The following is an 18,059-nucleotide window of genomic DNA, read 5'->3' as shown; positions in this document are numbered from 1 at the left end:
ATTCACTATAGTGCGGCGTTACATGGAGCAGAGATCACCCATCTGGTAACCCGAAATCAAAAGGACTTTCAAAAAAGTGAATTAACAGTGGTGTCTCCATTAGAAACGATTGATCTGCTCACCAGATCAGCATAGAAAATTTTTTTGGAATCAGCTTCCATTAACTCTTCGTAGCGAGTTCGCAATAGAGCCCCTCCCAGTGAAACGGTTTACATTTGGTTCTTTTATAAAAAACAGTGAATTCAATGGAAAATTATTAAAAAGTTCGAGACTTGAGTCTTATACATAACTTCTACGCAATAATCTTGTGACTAGTAGGCATAAACTACCACTGAAAATTTAAATATTTCGGCGACAGAATCGTGAAAATTTCGAGTTTGATCCTGGTGACTATGCAACACTCAAACAACTCGAATTCTATCCGAAATGATGTGATGTTCTTTAGTAAAACACCGTTACTTCATATGGACTGGTTGCCCCCTTCTATCCCTTTGCTATTTCCACCAGTAGTTCTTCTAATATCTTGGTAGAATAAATTTGATGCAAACGCATCGCATCGCGAACCACTTCACCAGCATCTTGAAAGTCGCCGCTGACCACCTGATCGTTAATGAATTGCTGCTATTTGTCGGTGAAGCTTATATTCATATGTTTCTAATTACCTACTATGTGAATTACCTATTTCATTTACTAAAGCTAAATATAAGAGAGTTGATTAACATAATATTAATTCCATAACAATTTTTTTTTTTCTTATTTAATTTTTTTTGTAAGTAGTTTACTAAGCTGGTTACACATTCCGATTGCATGTATACTAACTAATAGGGATAGGATATCGAGTACAACTTTCGCTATTACCAAACATTTGCTCTATAATCAATAAGTAGATGGCGGAATAACTAACTAATCTTGAAAAAATTCGGAGCATTACTTTTTGTAGCACTTATCGCATTTGTAGTACTTTTCTTTTTCGAGAATCCTTTGCTTTTGGAAGATATATGGTTGTGGATTATTGTCTTTATTGGATACATAGTATTGCTAGTTGAAAAAGGATTTAAAGCTGTAGTAAGTTCTTTAAAACCCGAGCCGAAAACACTTCCTCCTCCTACCGATGCCCCCTTCTCTTTTGCCCACGATCAATTAAAGCATAAAGTAGCAGAGTTAGAACGAAAACTTCAGCAAGAGGATAAAGCGGAAAGTTTCTCAACTGGCAGTGCTGTTACCGTTTTGCGCTACTTGGACGATGGGCATTCGTCATTAGGGCTAATTTTTCTACAAAAGAAGTTCTTTGCCTATACTTTAGAAGATACTCACCGATCAGAAAAAGTAACTGGTAAAACCCGAATTCCTTCCGGAACCTACCAGATTGCCCTCCTTAAGCAAGATACTCCACTCACTGAAAGTTATCGACGGCGATTCCCCTGGTTCACCTATCACCTTGAATTAGAAAACGTACCCAACTTCAGCAATATTTATATCCATATCGGTAATACTTATGTCGATACCGATGGCTGCATACTTGTTGCCGATGGAGTAAATTCTTCTTCGCCTAGTAAAATGATTACTCACTCCCGTATAGCCTTCGAGCGACTGTATAAAAAAATTAATGCCTTACTACAGGTCAACGAGATAGTAACTATCCGTATCGTAGACGAAGACTGGTTTGAGCAATTTCAACTACAACCTTTATGAAAGACTCTGAGAATTCAATCTGGTTTAAACGGCTTACTCATCGGTTTGCCGAACGACCGACTAAAATCCTATTAATACAACTGAGTGGCACTTTACTAATTACTATATCGCTAATTGTTGTAATTAGCTTAGGAGTTAATCGAGAGGTACAGGGCGTATTTATTGGTTCTATTCTTATTGCTGCGGTAGGAATCGTAATGTGGCTTGCAATCAAACATCTCAAAACAAATCACCTTAATTCTGACGGTCGACCGAACCCTCATCATAACTTTTTCTTTACCGGTACCCGACTACTTACCATTATACTTACGCTAGTAGGATTGGTTGGTGCCTTATTTGTATATCTGCACCACGAAAATATATTTCAGGCGATGGGACTGGTTGTCTCAATAATTTGGGTAGCCGTTTTCCTTCGCTATTTTATGTGGTCGGTATACCACTATAATATTAATTATGGCTTAACCGACGAAGATTGGGAAAAAATTGAATCTGCTCGTAAGCGAGAAAAAATGGGTTTCCCCGTAAATCCAGAAGATGTAAAAGCTCCTGATAAAAACCCCTACCGAAGTCAAACATTCGGATTGCCGCCGGGCACCGTACGCGGAATGATTGCTTTCACCTTACTACTAGGTGGCTTGTCCTTACTCATTGTCAGCTTTGGTAATGAATACTATTCAGGGGACCAACTGGCTCTCATTCGCCAACAGTTTGAGTTTTTCGAAACGGCATTTCTGATGATGATCGCTTTTTACTTTGGAGATAAGTCGCTAAAGTACTTGCAACGTCGGTGGACGACCAATTCGCCTGAGGTAAAAGATGAAGCGGGAAACATAACCAAACCCCGACGAGTACCAACTGGTATAGAATCAGACGACCAGCTACTGCAACTGGAAAACTGGGAGATGGACCAGTTAGAAGAAGAAAGCGAAGACTCCCCTACTCCACTCACTCAAGCAAGAAAACAACTTTCAGAATCAGCTTTATCACCGCTACCTTCCAATCTACAAGGAGGTTTTGTGCAGGTGCGGGATAATATGCACAGTAAAGTGCTAAGCGACGAAGGGATAAAAGAAGCTTTAGATCAGCTTAAAGAAGAAGGAATTGAACTTTCTATGCCAGTGGTGCGAGCCGTAGTAGAAGTAGAATCATCAGGTAAAGGGCACTTACCCAACGGAAAACCTAAAATTCTTTTTGAAGGTCATCGGTTTAGATATTGGCTTAATAAGCAGGGCTTCACCGAGGCAGAGATCAAGAATTGGCGACGTAGACATCCTTCAATTATTTATCCCAGTTGGACTACCGAATATTATCTTGGTGGGGAAGACGAATACCGAAGATTGGAGATTGCTCGAACAATTGACCCTAAAGCAGCTGTGTATGCCACTTCATGGGGGTTATTTCAGATGCTAGGCGAAAATTTAGTTCATAATTTAAAGGGACGAGTCCGAAAAGGAGTTAGTAAAAGTGACCCATTCTATAGTGACTACAAAGACTTTGAATGCAAACAAGAAGTCTCGGAGTACTACCATTTTCTCGATTTTCTAGAATTTATCAAAACCAAGCAAGTAGACAGTATTCCCCTTATAGACTTCATTTCAGAGAAAAACCGAGGCAATTACGATTGGGATCGCTTTGCGTACGGATACAATGGCTCAGGCTACAAGCGCAATCAATACGATATAAAGCTACGAACCGCCTATCGCAAGTATGCCGAAATTTATTCTATTAATGATGAAAAAACTTCTACAGGGTTTATCCCTATTATTGATGCCGGACACGGTGGAATGACCGGTGATCAGTACAATACTCAAGGAAAGCAGTATACCTTTAACGATGGCACTCAAATTTATGAAGGAGTAATCAATCGGAAAATAGGACAGCAACTAATTAACTTACTGGATGAGGCCGGCATTCCCTACCACAACCTTACTGTTAACAAAGAAGAAGATGTTAGTTTACCGGACCGGGTAAATTTGGCGAATCAATTATACGAACGCAATAATAGTTACTACTTCTTATCTATCCACAGCAATGCCGCTAGTCACCGAATATCCGGACCGGGTGAGCGAGCATCAGGATTTGAGGTGTGGACCAGTGTAGGGCAAACCAAAAGTGATGAACTGGCTACCGTTGCTGCCAAATGGTATAAACGAGAATTTCCTGAGTTCAAATTTCGTCAAGATATGTTGGACGGCGATGAAGATCGCGAAAAGAAGCACCAAAGTGATACATTCTACGTGCTACGCAAAACCCTGGGTTCCGCGTTCTTGGTAGAAAATCTTTTTTATGATAACCGGTTAGATGCAGAATTTTTACTTAGTTCGCAGGGTCAGCGCCGAATTGCTCGTTGCTTATTTTCAATTATACAGGAAATCAACCAAAAGTTTAGGGTATGATGTTCGTTAACCGTCTTCTACCGTACTTACTCATGGGACTTCTTTTGGCCTGCAAATCAGAAGATCGAGGGTTAGTGGTAGGTAAGATTCAGCAAGCTAGTGATTTAGCTACTACTGAGTTTACGGTAGAGAAAATTGTTCACGGTACCAAAACTAAAAAAATCGCTTGGTTTATAAAACTTAGTGAAGCCCGATTTTTAGCCTATTCCCAAGCTAAGATTAAAGCGGGAGTTGACTTATCGCAGATCGAGGAAGGCGATATTGAGATTGAAGGTCAAAAGATTACGTTGCGGCTACCTCCGGTAAAAATTGTTAACTTTTCGTATCCCCCGAGTAGCTTCCAAGAGGATTCTGTAATTTCTAATCCTAAAGCTTTTCTAAACAGTATTAGCGTGGCTGATCAGGAATCGTTTTTCCGAGACGCTGAATTAGATATTCGTAATAATTTAGAGTACATGGGTATTGTGGAAACTACGCAGAACCATACACGCACGCTACTTCGGCAGTTGCTTCGTTCTCTTAATTACGAGGAAGTGTATATTTCCTTTAGTAGCGACGAACTACTAATCGATAAAGTGAACCTTACCCAACCCAGCGCCAATGATTAGCCTACTTTTCGGTAACTGGCGATTTGTATTAGATGCTGTGCTGATCATTGCATTGGTTGTACTACTTTTTATGGTTAATCCATTTGGCATCTTCGGAAATGGACTACAACTAGGTACTACTGCCAATATGGTAACCGAAGTACAGAAAATTGGTCAGTTAGTTACTGCCGAGTACTACGGAGAAGTTATTTCTTCACTTGATGAGTCAAGACTAGTGTTGATTGAAGAAAATAATACCCAGCAATTAGCTAATGATCTTTACAGAGAGATAAAGTATGCGTTATATGATTTATACCAGTATCAACAAATTCCTAAAAAAGAACGGCGCGAAGATTTTTTAGCAGAGTACCGACGAAACGATGGTTTAAGAAGAAAGGCCTTACAAAGCGTTAGCCGTAATAATATTCTTGAAAAAATAGGGTTTCTTAGCCTAACGGACAGTTTGACCAAACACCCGTTCTACCTTCAAACCATTGAATTTTTGTGGCGAGAGAAATATCAAAACGCCGAAAAGAGAAGTTGGAACCCTGACTCACGGGCTGAAGCCGAGGTATTACTAAATCTTTACCAAGAACTTGCTACCCAGCAGCAGTCGGTTGAAGACGGAGCCTTTAAACGCTACCTCAACGATGGTTTTGAATTTACGGCCAGCTTTCAGGATTTTATGTTCAGCGAACAAAAATCAGAACTGCCCCGAGCCGAGCGAAAGAAGCAGCTAGCGATAGTGGGGCGCGGTTGGGTAAAAGCAGGTTTTGATTTTGGTCAGCTCGATGAAAATTCATTCTACTTGCACGAGGAAACCGGCGATCTTCATTTTTTTGGATTAGAACCTCAAATTCTAGACGCTGATATCAACCCCTGGTTTATTCCCGAACGGGCTGTGCCTGGCTTTGAAATTATTGATTATCAGGGGCCAGTAAACTTTAAAGATGCGCAGCGCGTGAAGGAGCACTGTATTCAGAAACTAGTGTTCTACGCCCACCAAGCTCATATTATTCAACAAGCTCAGCAACAGGGTGCTGAAACTCTCAAAAGCTTTTTCTCCCTAGTGACCGGACAGCCGATACACCGAGTACATTTCCACAATGATGTGCTGACCCAAACGGTGAAAGAAATCGCTCGAGATGAATACATCAATTACTACGAAGGCATTTTGCTAGACTCATTGCTCGCTCAGGAAGGCCGACGCGCTGATTCGCTTAATAATTCTTTAACCAACCGAACTCGCAACGAACAGCTAGCCACTGAACTAGATAGCATGCGTCGGCAATCACTCCGCCGCTTACGAAAGCTTCGCTTTGAAGAGGCCGGCCAACTGTTCAATTACTTCTCGACACTAATTCATCAAATTGGACAAGACTCTATAATTGACCAGCACGAACGCAACTTACTACAGCAGGTACGATGGAACATATCTGCTTCAAATAAAGATAATCGAGAACAACTTGGGGCTTATAAAGACCCGATATTTTGGTACGAAGATTCGCTTGAATTCGTAATGGAATATAATGCAGCTCTTAAATACTTAGAAGAAATGGTGGTACAAGTAGCAGACACATTTTTAATGAGCCTGCCCAATACTGAGCAAGCCCTGCCTGATTGGTCTGATTCTACCAAGATTATTCTTGATTTTTGGAGTAGTGATAGTACCACCACCATTAACTATCTGGATAGTAACAGTCTCAATTCTACTTTCTTGTCTCAGCTGAGTTTTCCATTTTATTATAACAAAGCGGCTCTAAGGAAATTTGTATTACAAAACAACTTTATAACCTCGCAATCTGTAGCCCATTTAGATAGTCTAACTGTCAGCGGTATGAATGATAACGGCTTCTATGTTTATGATGAAAGTAAACTTTATATAGTATCATTATCACCTAAGCTATTTTTTGATGAACTACTACTCAAGAACGATACAATTTCAGCTGATTCACTCACTTTTATTCTTCGATCTAACGCTAAACAACCTGAGTTGCAAGAATCAGAATCATTTAAATTATCGGCTGAACAAGCAGCGGACTTAGCTGAGTATTTTAAAATTTTACAAACTCACCATCAAGTCGAGCACAACAAAGGAGCGATTGTTCGCGCAAGTGAGTGGGTTCGAGAGAAGCTTACTTACCACACTGATTCACTCACTCCACTCGACCAGTTTCAAAAATTTCTCTCACCACAACCTTAGTTACTAGATTACTTTAAATCCTAAGCAAAAAAAAATTGTCCGTTCTATCTGAGCAATTGAACAGTTTATTCTTTGTTAAGGTACCAAAAGTTTAGATAGTCTCTTTTGTGAATTAAACATGTTATACATTATTCGTTCGCCCGGGTTGAGTGCATCATTTTCAGCTTCCATCCGTCTTTCGTGGCTACGGCTAATGCGCTTTCTAACCATCGAGCTTTCCCCACCAGAGTATCGGCGCGGGTAAATTCAGCAAAGTTGTAATAGGCAATTTGCATAGACTCTCCGTATTTATCTATCGAGATATATTCCATCCTGTTCGTTCTCTTCGCTCTATCAGCATTGGTTAACTGCTGCCGCATATAGGTTTTAATCCGATCGTTATCCCAAATTTCTCCCTGCTCCAGAATTATAAAATCATCGGTATGATAATTACTGATCTTGGTAGAATCAACGCCGGCCCATAGATCGTCAAATGCCCCTTGAATAAGATTTTTGGCAATTTGAATCTCTTTCTCACTAATAGTATCCTGAGACTTGTTAGCTTCTTTCGATTGGCATGAGTAGAGTATCAGCGTGACGACTATGATTGATGTTAGTTTCATACTTATTAGAACATACCACTTTTCAAATGTAAACCCGTCGTTTCTTCCCATCCCATCATAAAATTTAAGTTCTGCACCGCTTGGCCGGAAGCACCTTTCAGTAAGTTATCAATCATACTAATAATTAACAAGGTATCTTCGTGCTTTTCTAGGTAGACTAGGCCTTTGTTCGTGTTGACAATTTGTTTTAAGTGGGGATTAGTTTCCGTTAAGAACACGAAAGGAGAATCCTGATAAAACTGCCGATAAAGCCTCTGTGCTTCTATTAACGAACCAGTATAAGTGGTGTACAAACTGGCGAAAATGCCCCGAGTAAAATTACCCCGAACCGGTAAGAAGTTTAGTTTAGCTGAATAGTCTGGCTGCAAACTGAGCAAGCTTTGGTTGATCTCCCGTAGGTGTTGATGCCGAAAGGCTTTATAGATTGATATATTATTATTTCGCCAGCTAAAATGAGAAGTAGCCGTAGGTTTCTGCCCCGCTCCGGTTGATCCGGTTATAGCATGAATGTGCACATCATCGCGTAACAATCTAGCTTGCGCTAGAGGTAGTAGTCCTAGCTGAATGCAAGTAGCAAAACAACCTGGGTTAGCAATACGAGATGCTTCTTTGATTTGATTTTTGTTCAGCTCCGGCAGTCCGTACACATAGTTGTGAGACGAACTAGCTAGGCGAAAATCTTGGCTTAGGTCAATAATTTTTACGGTATCAGGAACATTATTTTCCTGTAGAAATGCTTGGGAGGCACCATGTCCGCTACACAAAAAAAATACATCAATCGCGGACCAGTCTAGCTTGGATGTGAACGTTAGTTCAGTATCGCCTATCAAGTCTTGGTGTATTGTTGTAACCAACTCATCGGTTTGGCTTTGGCTATGTATCCAGCCAATTGTTACGCGAGGATGATTCAGCAGAATTCGTATTAATTCTCCCGCAGTATAGCCTGCTCCACCTACTATTCCTATCCTAGCTTTTGTCACGCTCTTTTCGGTTAACCGCAAACCAAATTTTGGTGGCGTTAGCAGCAATATTAGTAAACCCTTTCACGTCTTCGCCGGTCCAAGCTTTGTTGGCTTCACCGTAGTCGCCAAACTTAGAAGACATTAAGTCGTGGGGTGAACTTATTCCTTGCAAATCGTAGCGATATGGATGTAGTTGAAGGTGTACTTCACCACTAACTAGCTTTTGAGTATCTTTTAGAAACATTTCAATATTCCGCATCACTGGGTCTAAGAATTGCCCTTCGTGCACCATCATACCGTACCAAGTAGCCAATTGGTCTTTCCAATAAAGTTGCCACTTGGCCAGCGTGTGTTTTTCTAAGAGCTGATGAGCGTTGATAATTATTAGTGGAGCGGCAGCTTCAAAACCTACCCTTCCTTTAATTCCCACAATGGTGTCACCCACGTGCGTATCTCGCCCTATAGCGTATGGAGCTGCCATCAGCTGTAACTCCTGAATCAATTCAATGGGATGCTTAAAAGACTTGCCATTCAACGACTCTACTTCCCCCTTTTCAAACGCCAGGGTAACGTTTTGCGAGCCAATACCTAGCATCTGACTGGGGTACGCTTCATCGGGCAACGATTGGTTGGAAGTTAGTGTCTCTTGACCGCCCACCGATGTTCCCCAAATACCCTGATTAATCGAGTATTTAGCCTTCTCCCACGACCAGTCAATTTCGTTTTTTTTCAAAAATTCTACTTCCTCCTGCCGACTTAGCTGCTGGTCGCGAATTGGTGTGATAATTTTGACTTTTGGCGATAAAATTCTAAAGGCAAGGTCAAAGCGTACCTGATCATTGCCGGCTCCAGTACTACCATGAGCTACATATTCAGCTTTACTATCTTGCGCGTACTGTACTATAGCTAAAGCCTGAAAAACCCGCTCAGCACTTACTGACAGCGGATACGTATGATTACGCAGCACGTTACCGTAGATAAGGTAACGTAAGCATTTTTTATAGAAACGCTTCGTTTCATCTAGCATCTCAAACTTCTCAGCCCCTAACTCTTTAGCTCTCCGTTCTAAGTCTTTTATTTGCTTATGATTGAAGCCTCCGGTATTAACGGTAACTGCGTGGACCCGATAACCTTGCTGACGTAGATAAACTGCGCAATACGAAGTGTCTAACCCTCCACTAAAGGCAAGTACTATAATGGGCTTCTTCTTAGCCGATGTGTTACTCATGATTTTGCAAACAATTTTATTTTAAGGATCGGTTGTTTCTTTTTTAAAAAGGTTTCTCGTTTTAGTCGCAGCCAACGCTCGTACTTTTTAATCTGTTCACGCACGTTCCACTTTTTACTTTCTTTTTCTTTGGGGTCGTACAACATTCCGGTACACAAACAATTTTTTCGGTCGTTGCGAGTGAGAATATCGTAATTCGGGCAACTCTGACAACCTTTCCAAAATTCTTCATCGGTAGTTAATTCTGAAAAGGTTACCGGACGGTACCCTAAATCAGAGTTGATTTTCATTACTGCCAAGCTAGTCGTGATTCCGAATAATTTAGCCTTGGGATACTTCTCGCGAGATAGCTTAAAGGCAGCCTGCTTAATCTTCTTGGCTAAACCATGTTTACGATAATCTGGGTGAACGATTAAACCGGAGTTAGCGATAAATTGCTGGTGCCCCCAGGTCTCAATATAACAAAAGCCCGCCACTTGATTTTCTTGCAAAGCGATAATCGCTTTACCTTCCTGCATTTTTCGTTTAATGTATTCAGGGGGTCGCTTGGCAATGCCGGTCCCTCGTTCTATAGCCGCTTGCTGAATTAACTGGCTGATTGCTTCGGCGTAAAGTTCGTGAGCCGCCGTAGCTACGGTAACGGTAAAATTCATGGAAAAGAAAAAAGAAAGAAAATTATGACTAGGGTAAAGATGCGCGAAAGTATTAAGCTAAGATACGCCTGAGAGAACTGCGCCTACCCCTAAGTAGATTTGTGTATAAAAAATATGAATGTGCCATAATGTAATCAGAGTTTGTAAAGGTACAGAAAGATTTTGAAAATTGTAACTTCTTACCCACTGTCATAGAGCTTTAAACCACATTTTGTGCATTACTGCAAAATTATCCTAATATATCCAAACTTTAGCAAGCTATAGAGCATGAGATGACTCATCTCTTACTCATTTATTCTACAGGCTGTGAATGTTTCATATCTGCGTTCTCAATCCGATCCCAACTGATAGGTTTATGAGCACATTCGGTACTGCTAAAGCTAGAGAACCACATATCAGCTTTCTTCTTTACTCGGTCGCCGTGAGATAAATGATCGGTATCAGCTCGCGACAATTCAACTGAAACTATTCCCGTGGGAACCGCAATAATACCGTAACCTAAAATCATAACCACCGAAGCTAACGTTTGTCCAGCTACTGTTTGGGGGGCAATATCACCGTATCCTACTGTGGTGAGCGTAACAATCGCCCAATATACACTGACCGGAATACTGGTAAATCCATTTTCCGGGCCTTCGATTAAATACATGGACGAACCGACGATAAAAATTAATACCAGCACCACCCCGATGAAGACCGTTATTTTAGCAATACTTTGACGAAGGGCCTTCCTCAGTACCTCAGCTTCACCTAGAAAGTGAGTGAGCTTAAGTACCCGAAATACTCTTAGTAACCGTAGTGCCCGAATAATGAGCGCGTATTGAGAACCTTCAATCAGAATACTTAAAAAAGTTGGAATAATAGATACTAAGTCTATAATTCCGTAGAAGCTGGTTACATACTTCCACCGACGGGGGGCACAGTAAATACGAACCACATATTCGACAGTAAAAAGGGCAGTAAATATATATTCTCCGAGTCGGATGTACTCGCCGTATTGGTCGCTGTATTGCTGTACGCTTTCCAGCATTACCAGCAACATACTAAGCAGAATAGCGATCAGTAGAACTACATCAAAAGTTTTGCCCGGCGGGGTATCAGACTCAAAAATAATATGATATAGCTTCTCTTTGGTAATCATGATAAACTTATACTACTTTCAAAGCTGAAATTAGCTAAATTTTAGACAATCATCTATATCGGTAAATTTAGGGGGGGATAAAGGTTAGCACAGAGATAGTAGCTTTGTCCTTCTACTTGATTATGAAGCTAATTCCTAAATTTGCCTCTATATCTACATTGACTATGCCACTGCTCACAACTTCTGATTATCGTCCCCCGCGCTATCTATTTAACGGACATCTACAAACCATTATTCCCTCCCAGTTTCGTAAGATTAGAGAAGTAAAGTATCAGCGAGAACGCCTCCCAACTGATGATGAAGACTTTTTACTTTTAGATTGGTCTAGATCGGGATCTAACCAGTTAATGGTTGTATCGCACGGACTGGAAGGTGATAGCTATCGTCCGTATATTCTGGGAATGGTACGTGCTTTTAACCGGGCAGGATTTGATGCACTAGCCTGGAACTTCCGGGGATGTGGGGGAGAAATGAACCAGACGTATCGATTTTACCACAGTGGGGCTACGCCTGACTTGCATTATCTAATTGATTATATTAAAAATCAGTATTACTATCAATCAATCATTCTCGTAGGTTTCAGTTTAGGGGGCAATTTAACCCTTAAATACTTAGGCGAACAGAAAGAAACTTTAGTTGATGAAGTTAAAGCTGCCGTTGTTTTCTCTGCACCACTCGACTTGCAAGCCTGTTCCCGTAAGATCGCTGAACCAGAAAATTTTATTTATAGTAAACGCTTTTTGCGTAATCTGAAAATGAAAATCCGAAACAAAGAAGCTGTTATGCCAGATAAAATAAGCTCGGAGTTTTTTTCCAAGATTCGTTCGTTGGAAGACTTTGATGATTACTATACTGCTCCATTGCACGGCTTTCGTAGTGCTACTGACTACTACCATCAGTGCAGTAGCATTCACTTTTTAAAGTCTATCAAAATTCCTACGCTGGTAGTAAACGCTAAAAATGATCCTTTTCTAGCCGACTCATGCTACCTAAATAAGGAAAGTGATACTACCGAGTATTTACATTTTCAGGCTCCCGAAGCGGGCGGACACTGCGGATTTATGCCTCGCGGCTACACTTCGGGACAGAATTTCTGGTCAGAAAATCAGGCAGTTCAATTTGCAAACAACTTTTATGATCCTATTGAAAATTAGATATCATCGGCTTTGTATCCGATGCACTTTATTGGCGAATAATATGATCGAAGTAAATGCCGGTGGTCACCATCCACTCTAAACGTGTATTATCAGTGCCTTGGTCAAACAGCGTTAGTGCATCATCTGTAGCCAGACTCCTTCCTTCAATTCGCAGATATGAATTATCGGTAGGGCGATACTCGGCTCCCAAGGTTAACCCCGTTAGTTGCAGACCTTGTTCTCCACCTAATTCGGTAGGCAAGGTACCCGAAATGAAACCTTCCGAATCGGAAAATAGCTCACCTCGGGCAGTGATCGACCATGCGGGAGTAAACTGGTAGCGAATAGTAGCTAATGCGTTAAAAATTAGTGCCGTAGCATTGCCATCATCTAGCTGAGAATTAGTCTGAGTTCCAAGATCACCCCCGGCAATTATTCGTAGTTTTTCGCCCAGCGTTCCGTTAAAATAAAGATTATGATAGAAGCGAAGCTGCTCAGGCTGTAGATTGTCTAATGATTCTCGTCCTAGCAAATTCGTGTATGTAAGTGACCACTCTTCACTAAGATTATAAGATAGTAGTACCCCTGCTGACTTAGCATCGTTGACATCTAAAAAAAAATTATAGCCACTAACCACGTGAAGCTGAGCCGAGAAATTCTCTGAACCTTCGTACGAAATACGAGCCCCGCTTTGAAAAAAGGGCTCATTAAAGGTGGCCACTGCGGTAGAGCTCAGAAGGTTATTTTTAGGCAGAAAACTCTCGGTACCAATATGAGTCGTAAAAAATCCGGCATCTAGCCACCAATCTTCTAGGATCATCAACCCAATATTCGCTTCCTGTACCGCATTAAAAGTTTCCGACCAAGTAGCCTGAGCAATATCACCGTAGTGCAAAGTAACGGTGCTGCGTACCCGACTAGCCTGGTAATTGATAGAAAGTTGGGCTACGTTGAGTCCGAAACGGTCGCTCCTTGGCGATGCTGTAGTATATGGCTGTAGTGCTTCGGAAGGTGATTCATCAGAGAAAGTTGCGTAGTATACGTCAGTATAGCCACTAATTGTAACTTGAGGGGAAACTCGGGTGGTATCTTGCGCCTGTAGAACAAAAGTCGGCAACATAATACTTACTACCAGATGTATAAATAGTGCTATACAGTTGTTCATCGTTATTATGAAGTTTTCTGATGATAATTTGGATATCGACTAACCGGAAGGAATCTTATGCTAGATAAATAATAGCAGACTAACCGCCATAATCGCCATGCCAGCAATCAGCCCGTAGATAGCGTGGTGATGTTTACCGTAGGCATGCGCGGCCGGTAGCAATTGGTCTAGAGATATAAAAACCATAATACCGGCGATACCCGCGAACAGTACCCCGAATATCGTCTCATTGATGAACGGCAGTAGTACCAAATAGCCAATTAGTGCGCCAATGGGTTCGGCTAAGCCAGAAGCGAAAGAGTAAGCAAATGCTTTCTTACGGTCATTGGTCGCGTAGTAAACTGGTACCGAAACAGCAATTCCCTCCGGAATATTATGAATCGCTACGGCTACAGCAATAGGAATACCTAATGAAATATCCTTCATCGCACTGAGAAAAGTAGCAATCCCTTCGGGGAAGTTATGAATACCCAATGCTAAGGCGGTAAAAAGCCCTACCCGCAGCAGTTTTTGCTTTTTTAGTTGAACAATTTCTCGTTGAAGAGTGGGTTCTTCTTCCGGAAATTCGTGAGGATTTTCGTGGTTCGGCACAAATTTATCTATGATAGCAATTAACAATATACCACCGAAAAATGCCAGAACCGTATACCAACTTCCCCATTTTGCACCATACTCCCCTACTAAAGATATCTGAGCACCTGCTAGTAGTTCAACGAAAGAAATATATATCATTACCCCCGCTGATAAGCCCATCGAGACCGATAAGAACTTTGCACTTTGATTTCTGGTGAAAAAAGCCAAAGCACTGCCAATTCCTGTTGAAAGTCCTGCGAAGAGGGTTAACCCGAAAGCCATCCAAACATTTGAATGATCCATAAAAGTTTAGACTAATCTAATATTTTTTTTATTAATCGCCTAATTTACAGTTTTTCTGATAGAAAGGATGTTATTGCTCAGACAAAAAAGCGTAATCACACAATTTAAATTCACAGTTACTTGACGGCTATTTTCTAAAGAGTCGTTTCCATTGATCTACCAGATTTCATATTCCGTAGACAACCGCATGGATACGGCAGGACTATTTACCTTCTATCTTCGCGGTATTATCCTGCTGTTTTGGCAATCAAAGGTTCGGCGTTACCTAGTGGCGATTAATACCTGTTGAGAAAATGAAGCTCACCAACTACGTTTTGCAGTCAGTAGCGGAGGTGTTTCTTTTCAATGGACTAAACATTGGATTATTAGGGCAAATTGACCCTTCCATAGTTCTATCCATCATCACTTTATTCTTGATTTTTCAGAAGATATTCAGTTCGTTCTGACATTGTGTTTTCAATGGTGGGCCTTTTGAGTAGATATTGAGTGTGATCTTGAAAGGGAAATGGCAACCTATTGAAGAAAAGATCAGCCTGATAGCTCAATAAGATTGTTTTACCGGTAGCAGATCATTTTTCAGAGTTAGAACTACCCGTATCCAATATTTTAGGAACTCGGAAGAACTGCTGGTCGTGACGGGGGGCAATTTCCAAAGCTTTGGAGCGATTCAGGTGAGCTTTAACTTGGTCTTCTCGCATCACATTAATCTCATAAGACATATGAATAAGGGGTTCTACTCCCTCAGTATCTACTTCATCTAATTTTTCTACCCAATCCAGTATTTCGGTCATGCTCTCCATCATAGCTTCTTCAGTTTTGGGATCATGCTCTAACCGAGCCAGATGCGCAATCTTTTTAACTGTTTCTCGATCAATTTTCATACGTTAAAGAAGAGTGAAATTTTTTCAATTCTTGTCTAATAACCTCAAATGTTTGTTCCCGCAACTGATTCTGGTCATCATCGGTCATCCCTACAGTTTCAATTGGAGAATGAATAACCATCACTGGTCGCTTAGGGCGCATTAGTAGCTTACCGTCGTCGGGCAAAATTAGATAATTATAAGGAATAGTGACTGGAACCACCGGAATTTGTTTATCTATGGCAACTTTGAACGGGCCATTCTTGAAGCGAGCTAATTGGGGCGGCTGTTCTGTTCTAATTCCACCTTCAGGATACATCACTAGACTTTTACCTTCATCTATCGCCTGCATACTTAATTGCAGTGCTTGGTAGCGGCTTTTTAAGCTATTACGATCTACCGGAATATGGAGCTTACTGAACATGTTGCCAAACAAAGGAATTTTAGCCAGCGAGACTTTACCAACAAATACAAAGGGTTTAGGGATGTACCCCATTAAGGCAATATCGAGCAGAGAAAAGTGGTTGGGGGCAATCACGTAGGCTTGATTTTTCTTTAGATTAGGACGACCGTAAACCTTCGCCGGAACTCCCATGCCTAACAGAAAGGCGCGGGACCAAAACTGATTTAGTAGTAAGGCATAGCGATGCCACTTTTTATTCAGCGTAGCCAAAGCAAAAAGAGGAAAGAGTATTAAAAAAATTCCCCCAAAAACAATAAGCCCGTAAGTTGAATAAATTCTGAGCCAGATTTTATTCATATAACTGAAAAAATATAGTGCGATTTAACTTAAATATTTCCGCGAAAAACCTCCAAATACAAATAACTAATATTAACCGCAAAGATAGCATCATTTTTAATGCTAGTTCAATCAATAATTATTTAGGTTTTTCTGCGATAAAAAATAGTTCTATACATGTAAGTAATAGCCCTTAAAATTAATTTTCTATATTTTAAACATATAGAACCAAAAATTTGTACATTGAATTTATATAGTTCGTGTACTAGCAGTGTGTCAACTATTTTGAACTTAAACATAATCTTATTTCCCAATAATTGCACGCTGTAGTCCCGACAGTTTATCATTAATAACTTTTCAATCATGAACATTTACGTTGCGAACCTAAACTACCGGGTTCAAGATCAAGAACTCCAAGAGCTGTTCGAGGAGTACGGACAAGTATCATCCGCCAAAATTATTAAAGACCACGAATCAGGAAGATCTCGGGGTTTTGCTTTTGTAGAAATGGCCGATGATGAAGCGGGCATGCGGGCTATCAACGAACTTGATGGTGCTGAAGTACAAGGCCGCAACCTTAAAGTAAGTAAGGCTCGCCCTCGCCCTGAAATGCAGGAGCGCCGCTACTAATAACCAGACTCCAACCCATTAAATTTTTAGCCATCATTTGCAAAAGTGATGGCTATTTTTAATTCATCAGCGTCTCAATATCATCGGCTTCAATCGGTATTTCGCCCATTAGATCGGTCAGTCCCTCTTCTCGGATTACTACGTTGTTTTCTAGGCGAATACCCATATTCTCTTCCCGGATATAAATGCCCGGCTCAATGGTAAAGACCATATTAGGCTCGAACTTTCGGTAAATATTTCCTACATCGTGCACATCTAGTCCTAAATGATGAGAAGTGCCGTGCATGAAGTATTTTCGGTACAGCGGTTGTTTTTCGTTCTGATTCTTTACATCGGTTCTATCCAGAAGCCCTAACCCAATCAGTTCGCTTTCCATAATTTTACCCACTTCTCGATGATACTCTTTAATCACATTGCCTGGACGTAGCAGTTGCATAGCTTCTCGCTGCACCCCCAGCACCGCGTTGTAAACAGCGCGCTGGCGTTCGGTAAATGTACCACTTACCGGAATTGTACGGGTCATATCAGCATTGTAATTCGCGTACTCCGCTCCCACGTCCATAAGCAATAGATCACCCGCTAGGCACTCCTGATTGTTATCAAGATAGTGTAGCACACAAGCATTTTTTCCCGAAGCAACAATTGGTTCGTATGCGAAACCTCGCGAACGCTGCCGAGTAAATTCGTGAATATACTCCGCTTCAATTTCGTACTCCATTACTCCGGGTTGGACAAATTTTAGAACGCGGTGGAAAGCATCCTTCGTAATATTACAGGCTTGTTGCAAAAGCGCAATTTCGTGGGCTGATTTTATCGCCCGAAGTTGATACATTAATGGGGCTAACCGTTCGTACTGATGTAAAGGATAGTTCTGCTGGCACCACTCCACAAAGCGAGCATCGCGGGTTTGCACCGAAACACTGGCCCGAAGGTGTTCGTTTGAGTTTAGATACACGTGCTCGGCTTGCGTCATCAGCGTGAACAAGGTCTTCTCAAACTGGGATGTCCACATAATGCGCTGAACCCCCGATGTCTCTGTTGCCTCATCTTTCGTATACTTATGTCCTTCCCATATTGCAATTTCCTCATTGGTTTCCCGTATAAAAAGTATCTCGCGGAAGCTTTCGTCCGGAAAATCCGGAAACAATAGTAACACACTTTCTTCTTGATCAATACCAGTTAGATAAAA

General features: G+C 41.1%; 18 protein-coding genes. 7 read left to right on the top strand and 11 right to left on the bottom strand.

All coding sequences use genetic code 11. The features are described from left to right. Positions 1 to 483: 483 nt before the first annotated feature. Positions 484 to 612 (bottom strand): hypothetical protein, encoded by a 129-nt coding sequence (locus tag WBA23_RS14420; protein WP_424582980.1) that lies wholly within the window; start codon positions 610 to 612, stop codon positions 484 to 486. A 297-nt stretch (positions 613 to 909) separates the two neighbouring features. Here WBA23_RS14420 and WBA23_RS14415 point away from each other — a divergent pair, with 297 nt between their 5' ends. From WBA23_RS14415 to WBA23_RS14400, 4 genes are read left to right on the top strand one after another with little or no spacing between them, the layout of a single operon-like run. After that, on the top strand, positions 910 to 1,692 hold the full coding sequence (locus WBA23_RS14415; RefSeq protein ID WP_424582979.1) for a DUF5675 family protein: 783 nt from the start codon (positions 910 to 912) through the stop codon (positions 1,690 to 1,692). Then, entirely contained in the window at positions 1,689 to 4,088 is a 2,400-nt protein-coding gene (locus WBA23_RS14410; RefSeq protein WP_424582978.1) for an N-acetylmuramidase domain-containing protein, read from the top strand. The genes WBA23_RS14415 and WBA23_RS14410 overlap by 4 nt, the downstream gene beginning before the upstream one ends. Before the next feature lie 32 nt (positions 4,089 to 4,120). Next, entirely contained in the window at positions 4,121 to 4,696 is a 576-nt protein-coding gene (locus tag WBA23_RS14405) for a DUF4230 domain-containing protein (RefSeq protein ID WP_424582977.1), read from the top strand. After that, positions 4,689 to 6,878, top strand: coding sequence for a hypothetical protein (locus WBA23_RS14400; RefSeq protein ID WP_424582976.1), 2,190 nt, complete (start codon positions 4,689 to 4,691; stop codon positions 6,876 to 6,878). The genes WBA23_RS14405 and WBA23_RS14400 overlap by 8 nt, the downstream gene beginning before the upstream one ends. Positions 6,879 to 7,006: 128 nt before the next feature. Here the strand turns inward: WBA23_RS14400 and WBA23_RS14395 are convergent, their stop codons facing one another. From WBA23_RS14395 to WBA23_RS14375, 5 genes are all read right to left on the bottom strand, one after another. Beyond that, the gene (locus WBA23_RS14395) at positions 7,007 to 7,480 is read right to left on the bottom strand and encodes a DUF4440 domain-containing protein (protein WP_424582975.1); all 474 of its coding nucleotides are present in this window, start codon (positions 7,478 to 7,480) and stop codon (positions 7,007 to 7,009) included. Positions 7,481 to 7,485: 5 nt separating this feature from the next. Continuing rightward, positions 7,486 to 8,460 (bottom strand): N-acetyl-gamma-glutamyl-phosphate reductase, encoded by a 975-nt coding sequence (gene argC, locus WBA23_RS14390; protein WP_424582974.1) that lies wholly within the window; start codon positions 8,458 to 8,460, stop codon positions 7,486 to 7,488. Continuing rightward, positions 8,447 to 9,670, bottom strand: a complete 1,224-nt coding sequence (locus tag WBA23_RS14385) for an argininosuccinate synthase (RefSeq protein ID WP_424582973.1) — start codon at positions 9,668 to 9,670, stop codon at positions 8,447 to 8,449. The genes argC and WBA23_RS14385 overlap by 14 nt, the downstream gene beginning before the upstream one ends. Next, the gene (locus tag WBA23_RS14380; protein WP_424582972.1) at positions 9,667 to 10,323 is read right to left on the bottom strand and encodes a GNAT family N-acetyltransferase; all 657 of its coding nucleotides are present in this window, start codon (positions 10,321 to 10,323) and stop codon (positions 9,667 to 9,669) included. Before WBA23_RS14380 ends, WBA23_RS14385 begins: the two co-directional genes overlap by 4 nt. 292 nt (positions 10,324 to 10,615) lie before the next feature. Further along, positions 10,616 to 11,464 (bottom strand): ion transporter, encoded by an 849-nt coding sequence (locus tag WBA23_RS14375; protein ID WP_424582971.1) that lies wholly within the window; start codon positions 11,462 to 11,464, stop codon positions 10,616 to 10,618. A gap of 164 nt (positions 11,465 to 11,628) precedes the next feature. Between WBA23_RS14375 and WBA23_RS14370 the strand changes: the two genes are divergently transcribed. Continuing rightward, the gene (locus WBA23_RS14370) at positions 11,629 to 12,618 is read left to right on the top strand and encodes a YheT family hydrolase (RefSeq protein ID WP_424582970.1); all 990 of its coding nucleotides are present in this window, start codon (positions 11,629 to 11,631) and stop codon (positions 12,616 to 12,618) included. A 28-nt stretch (positions 12,619 to 12,646) separates the two neighbouring features. Here the strand turns inward: WBA23_RS14370 and WBA23_RS14365 are convergent, their stop codons facing one another. Together WBA23_RS14365 and zupT are read right to left on the bottom strand one after the other, a co-directional pair. Beyond that, positions 12,647 to 13,765: an outer membrane beta-barrel protein gene (locus WBA23_RS14365; RefSeq protein WP_424582969.1), complete on the bottom strand. Its 1,119-nt coding sequence runs from the start codon at positions 13,763 to 13,765 to the stop codon at positions 12,647 to 12,649. Between the two features lie 60 nt (positions 13,766 to 13,825). Further along, a complete protein-coding gene (gene zupT / locus WBA23_RS14360; protein ID WP_424582968.1) occupies positions 13,826 to 14,641 on the bottom strand; it encodes a zinc transporter ZupT in 816 nt (271 codons plus the stop codon). A 293-nt stretch (positions 14,642 to 14,934) separates the two neighbouring features. Here zupT and WBA23_RS14355 point away from each other — a divergent pair, with 293 nt between their 5' ends. Beyond that, positions 14,935 to 15,087, top strand: a complete 153-nt coding sequence (locus tag WBA23_RS14355) for a DUF418 domain-containing protein (protein WP_424582967.1) — start codon at positions 14,935 to 14,937, stop codon at positions 15,085 to 15,087. A gap of 123 nt (positions 15,088 to 15,210) precedes the next feature. Here the strand turns inward: WBA23_RS14355 and gatC are convergent, their stop codons facing one another. After that, the gene (gene gatC / locus WBA23_RS14350) at positions 15,211 to 15,522 is read right to left on the bottom strand and encodes an Asp-tRNA(Asn)/Glu-tRNA(Gln) amidotransferase subunit GatC (protein ID WP_424582966.1); all 312 of its coding nucleotides are present in this window, start codon (positions 15,520 to 15,522) and stop codon (positions 15,211 to 15,213) included. Then, complete coding sequence (locus tag WBA23_RS14345) at positions 15,512 to 16,174, bottom strand: lysophospholipid acyltransferase family protein (protein WP_424582965.1); 663 nt, start codon at positions 16,172 to 16,174, stop codon at positions 15,512 to 15,514. The genes gatC and WBA23_RS14345 overlap by 11 nt, the downstream gene beginning before the upstream one ends. Positions 16,175 to 16,603: 429 nt before the next feature. Between WBA23_RS14345 and WBA23_RS14340 the strand changes: the two genes are divergently transcribed. Then, on the top strand, positions 16,604 to 16,870 hold the full coding sequence (locus WBA23_RS14340; protein ID WP_424582964.1) for an RNA recognition motif domain-containing protein: 267 nt from the start codon (positions 16,604 to 16,606) through the stop codon (positions 16,868 to 16,870). Between the two features lie 58 nt (positions 16,871 to 16,928). Here WBA23_RS14340 and WBA23_RS14335 read toward each other — a convergent pair. After that, positions 16,929 to 18,059 (bottom strand): aminopeptidase P family protein (locus WBA23_RS14335; protein WP_424582963.1); only part of this gene is annotated, 1,131 nt, incomplete at its 5' end.

It is taken from the genome of Tunicatimonas sp. (genome assembly GCF_049647865.1).
Lineage (GTDB): Bacteria > Bacteroidota > Bacteroidia > Cytophagales > Cyclobacteriaceae > Tunicatimonas.
Note: the sequence above shows the minus strand (reverse complement) of the source record. Positions and strands in the feature narration are given on the sequence as shown.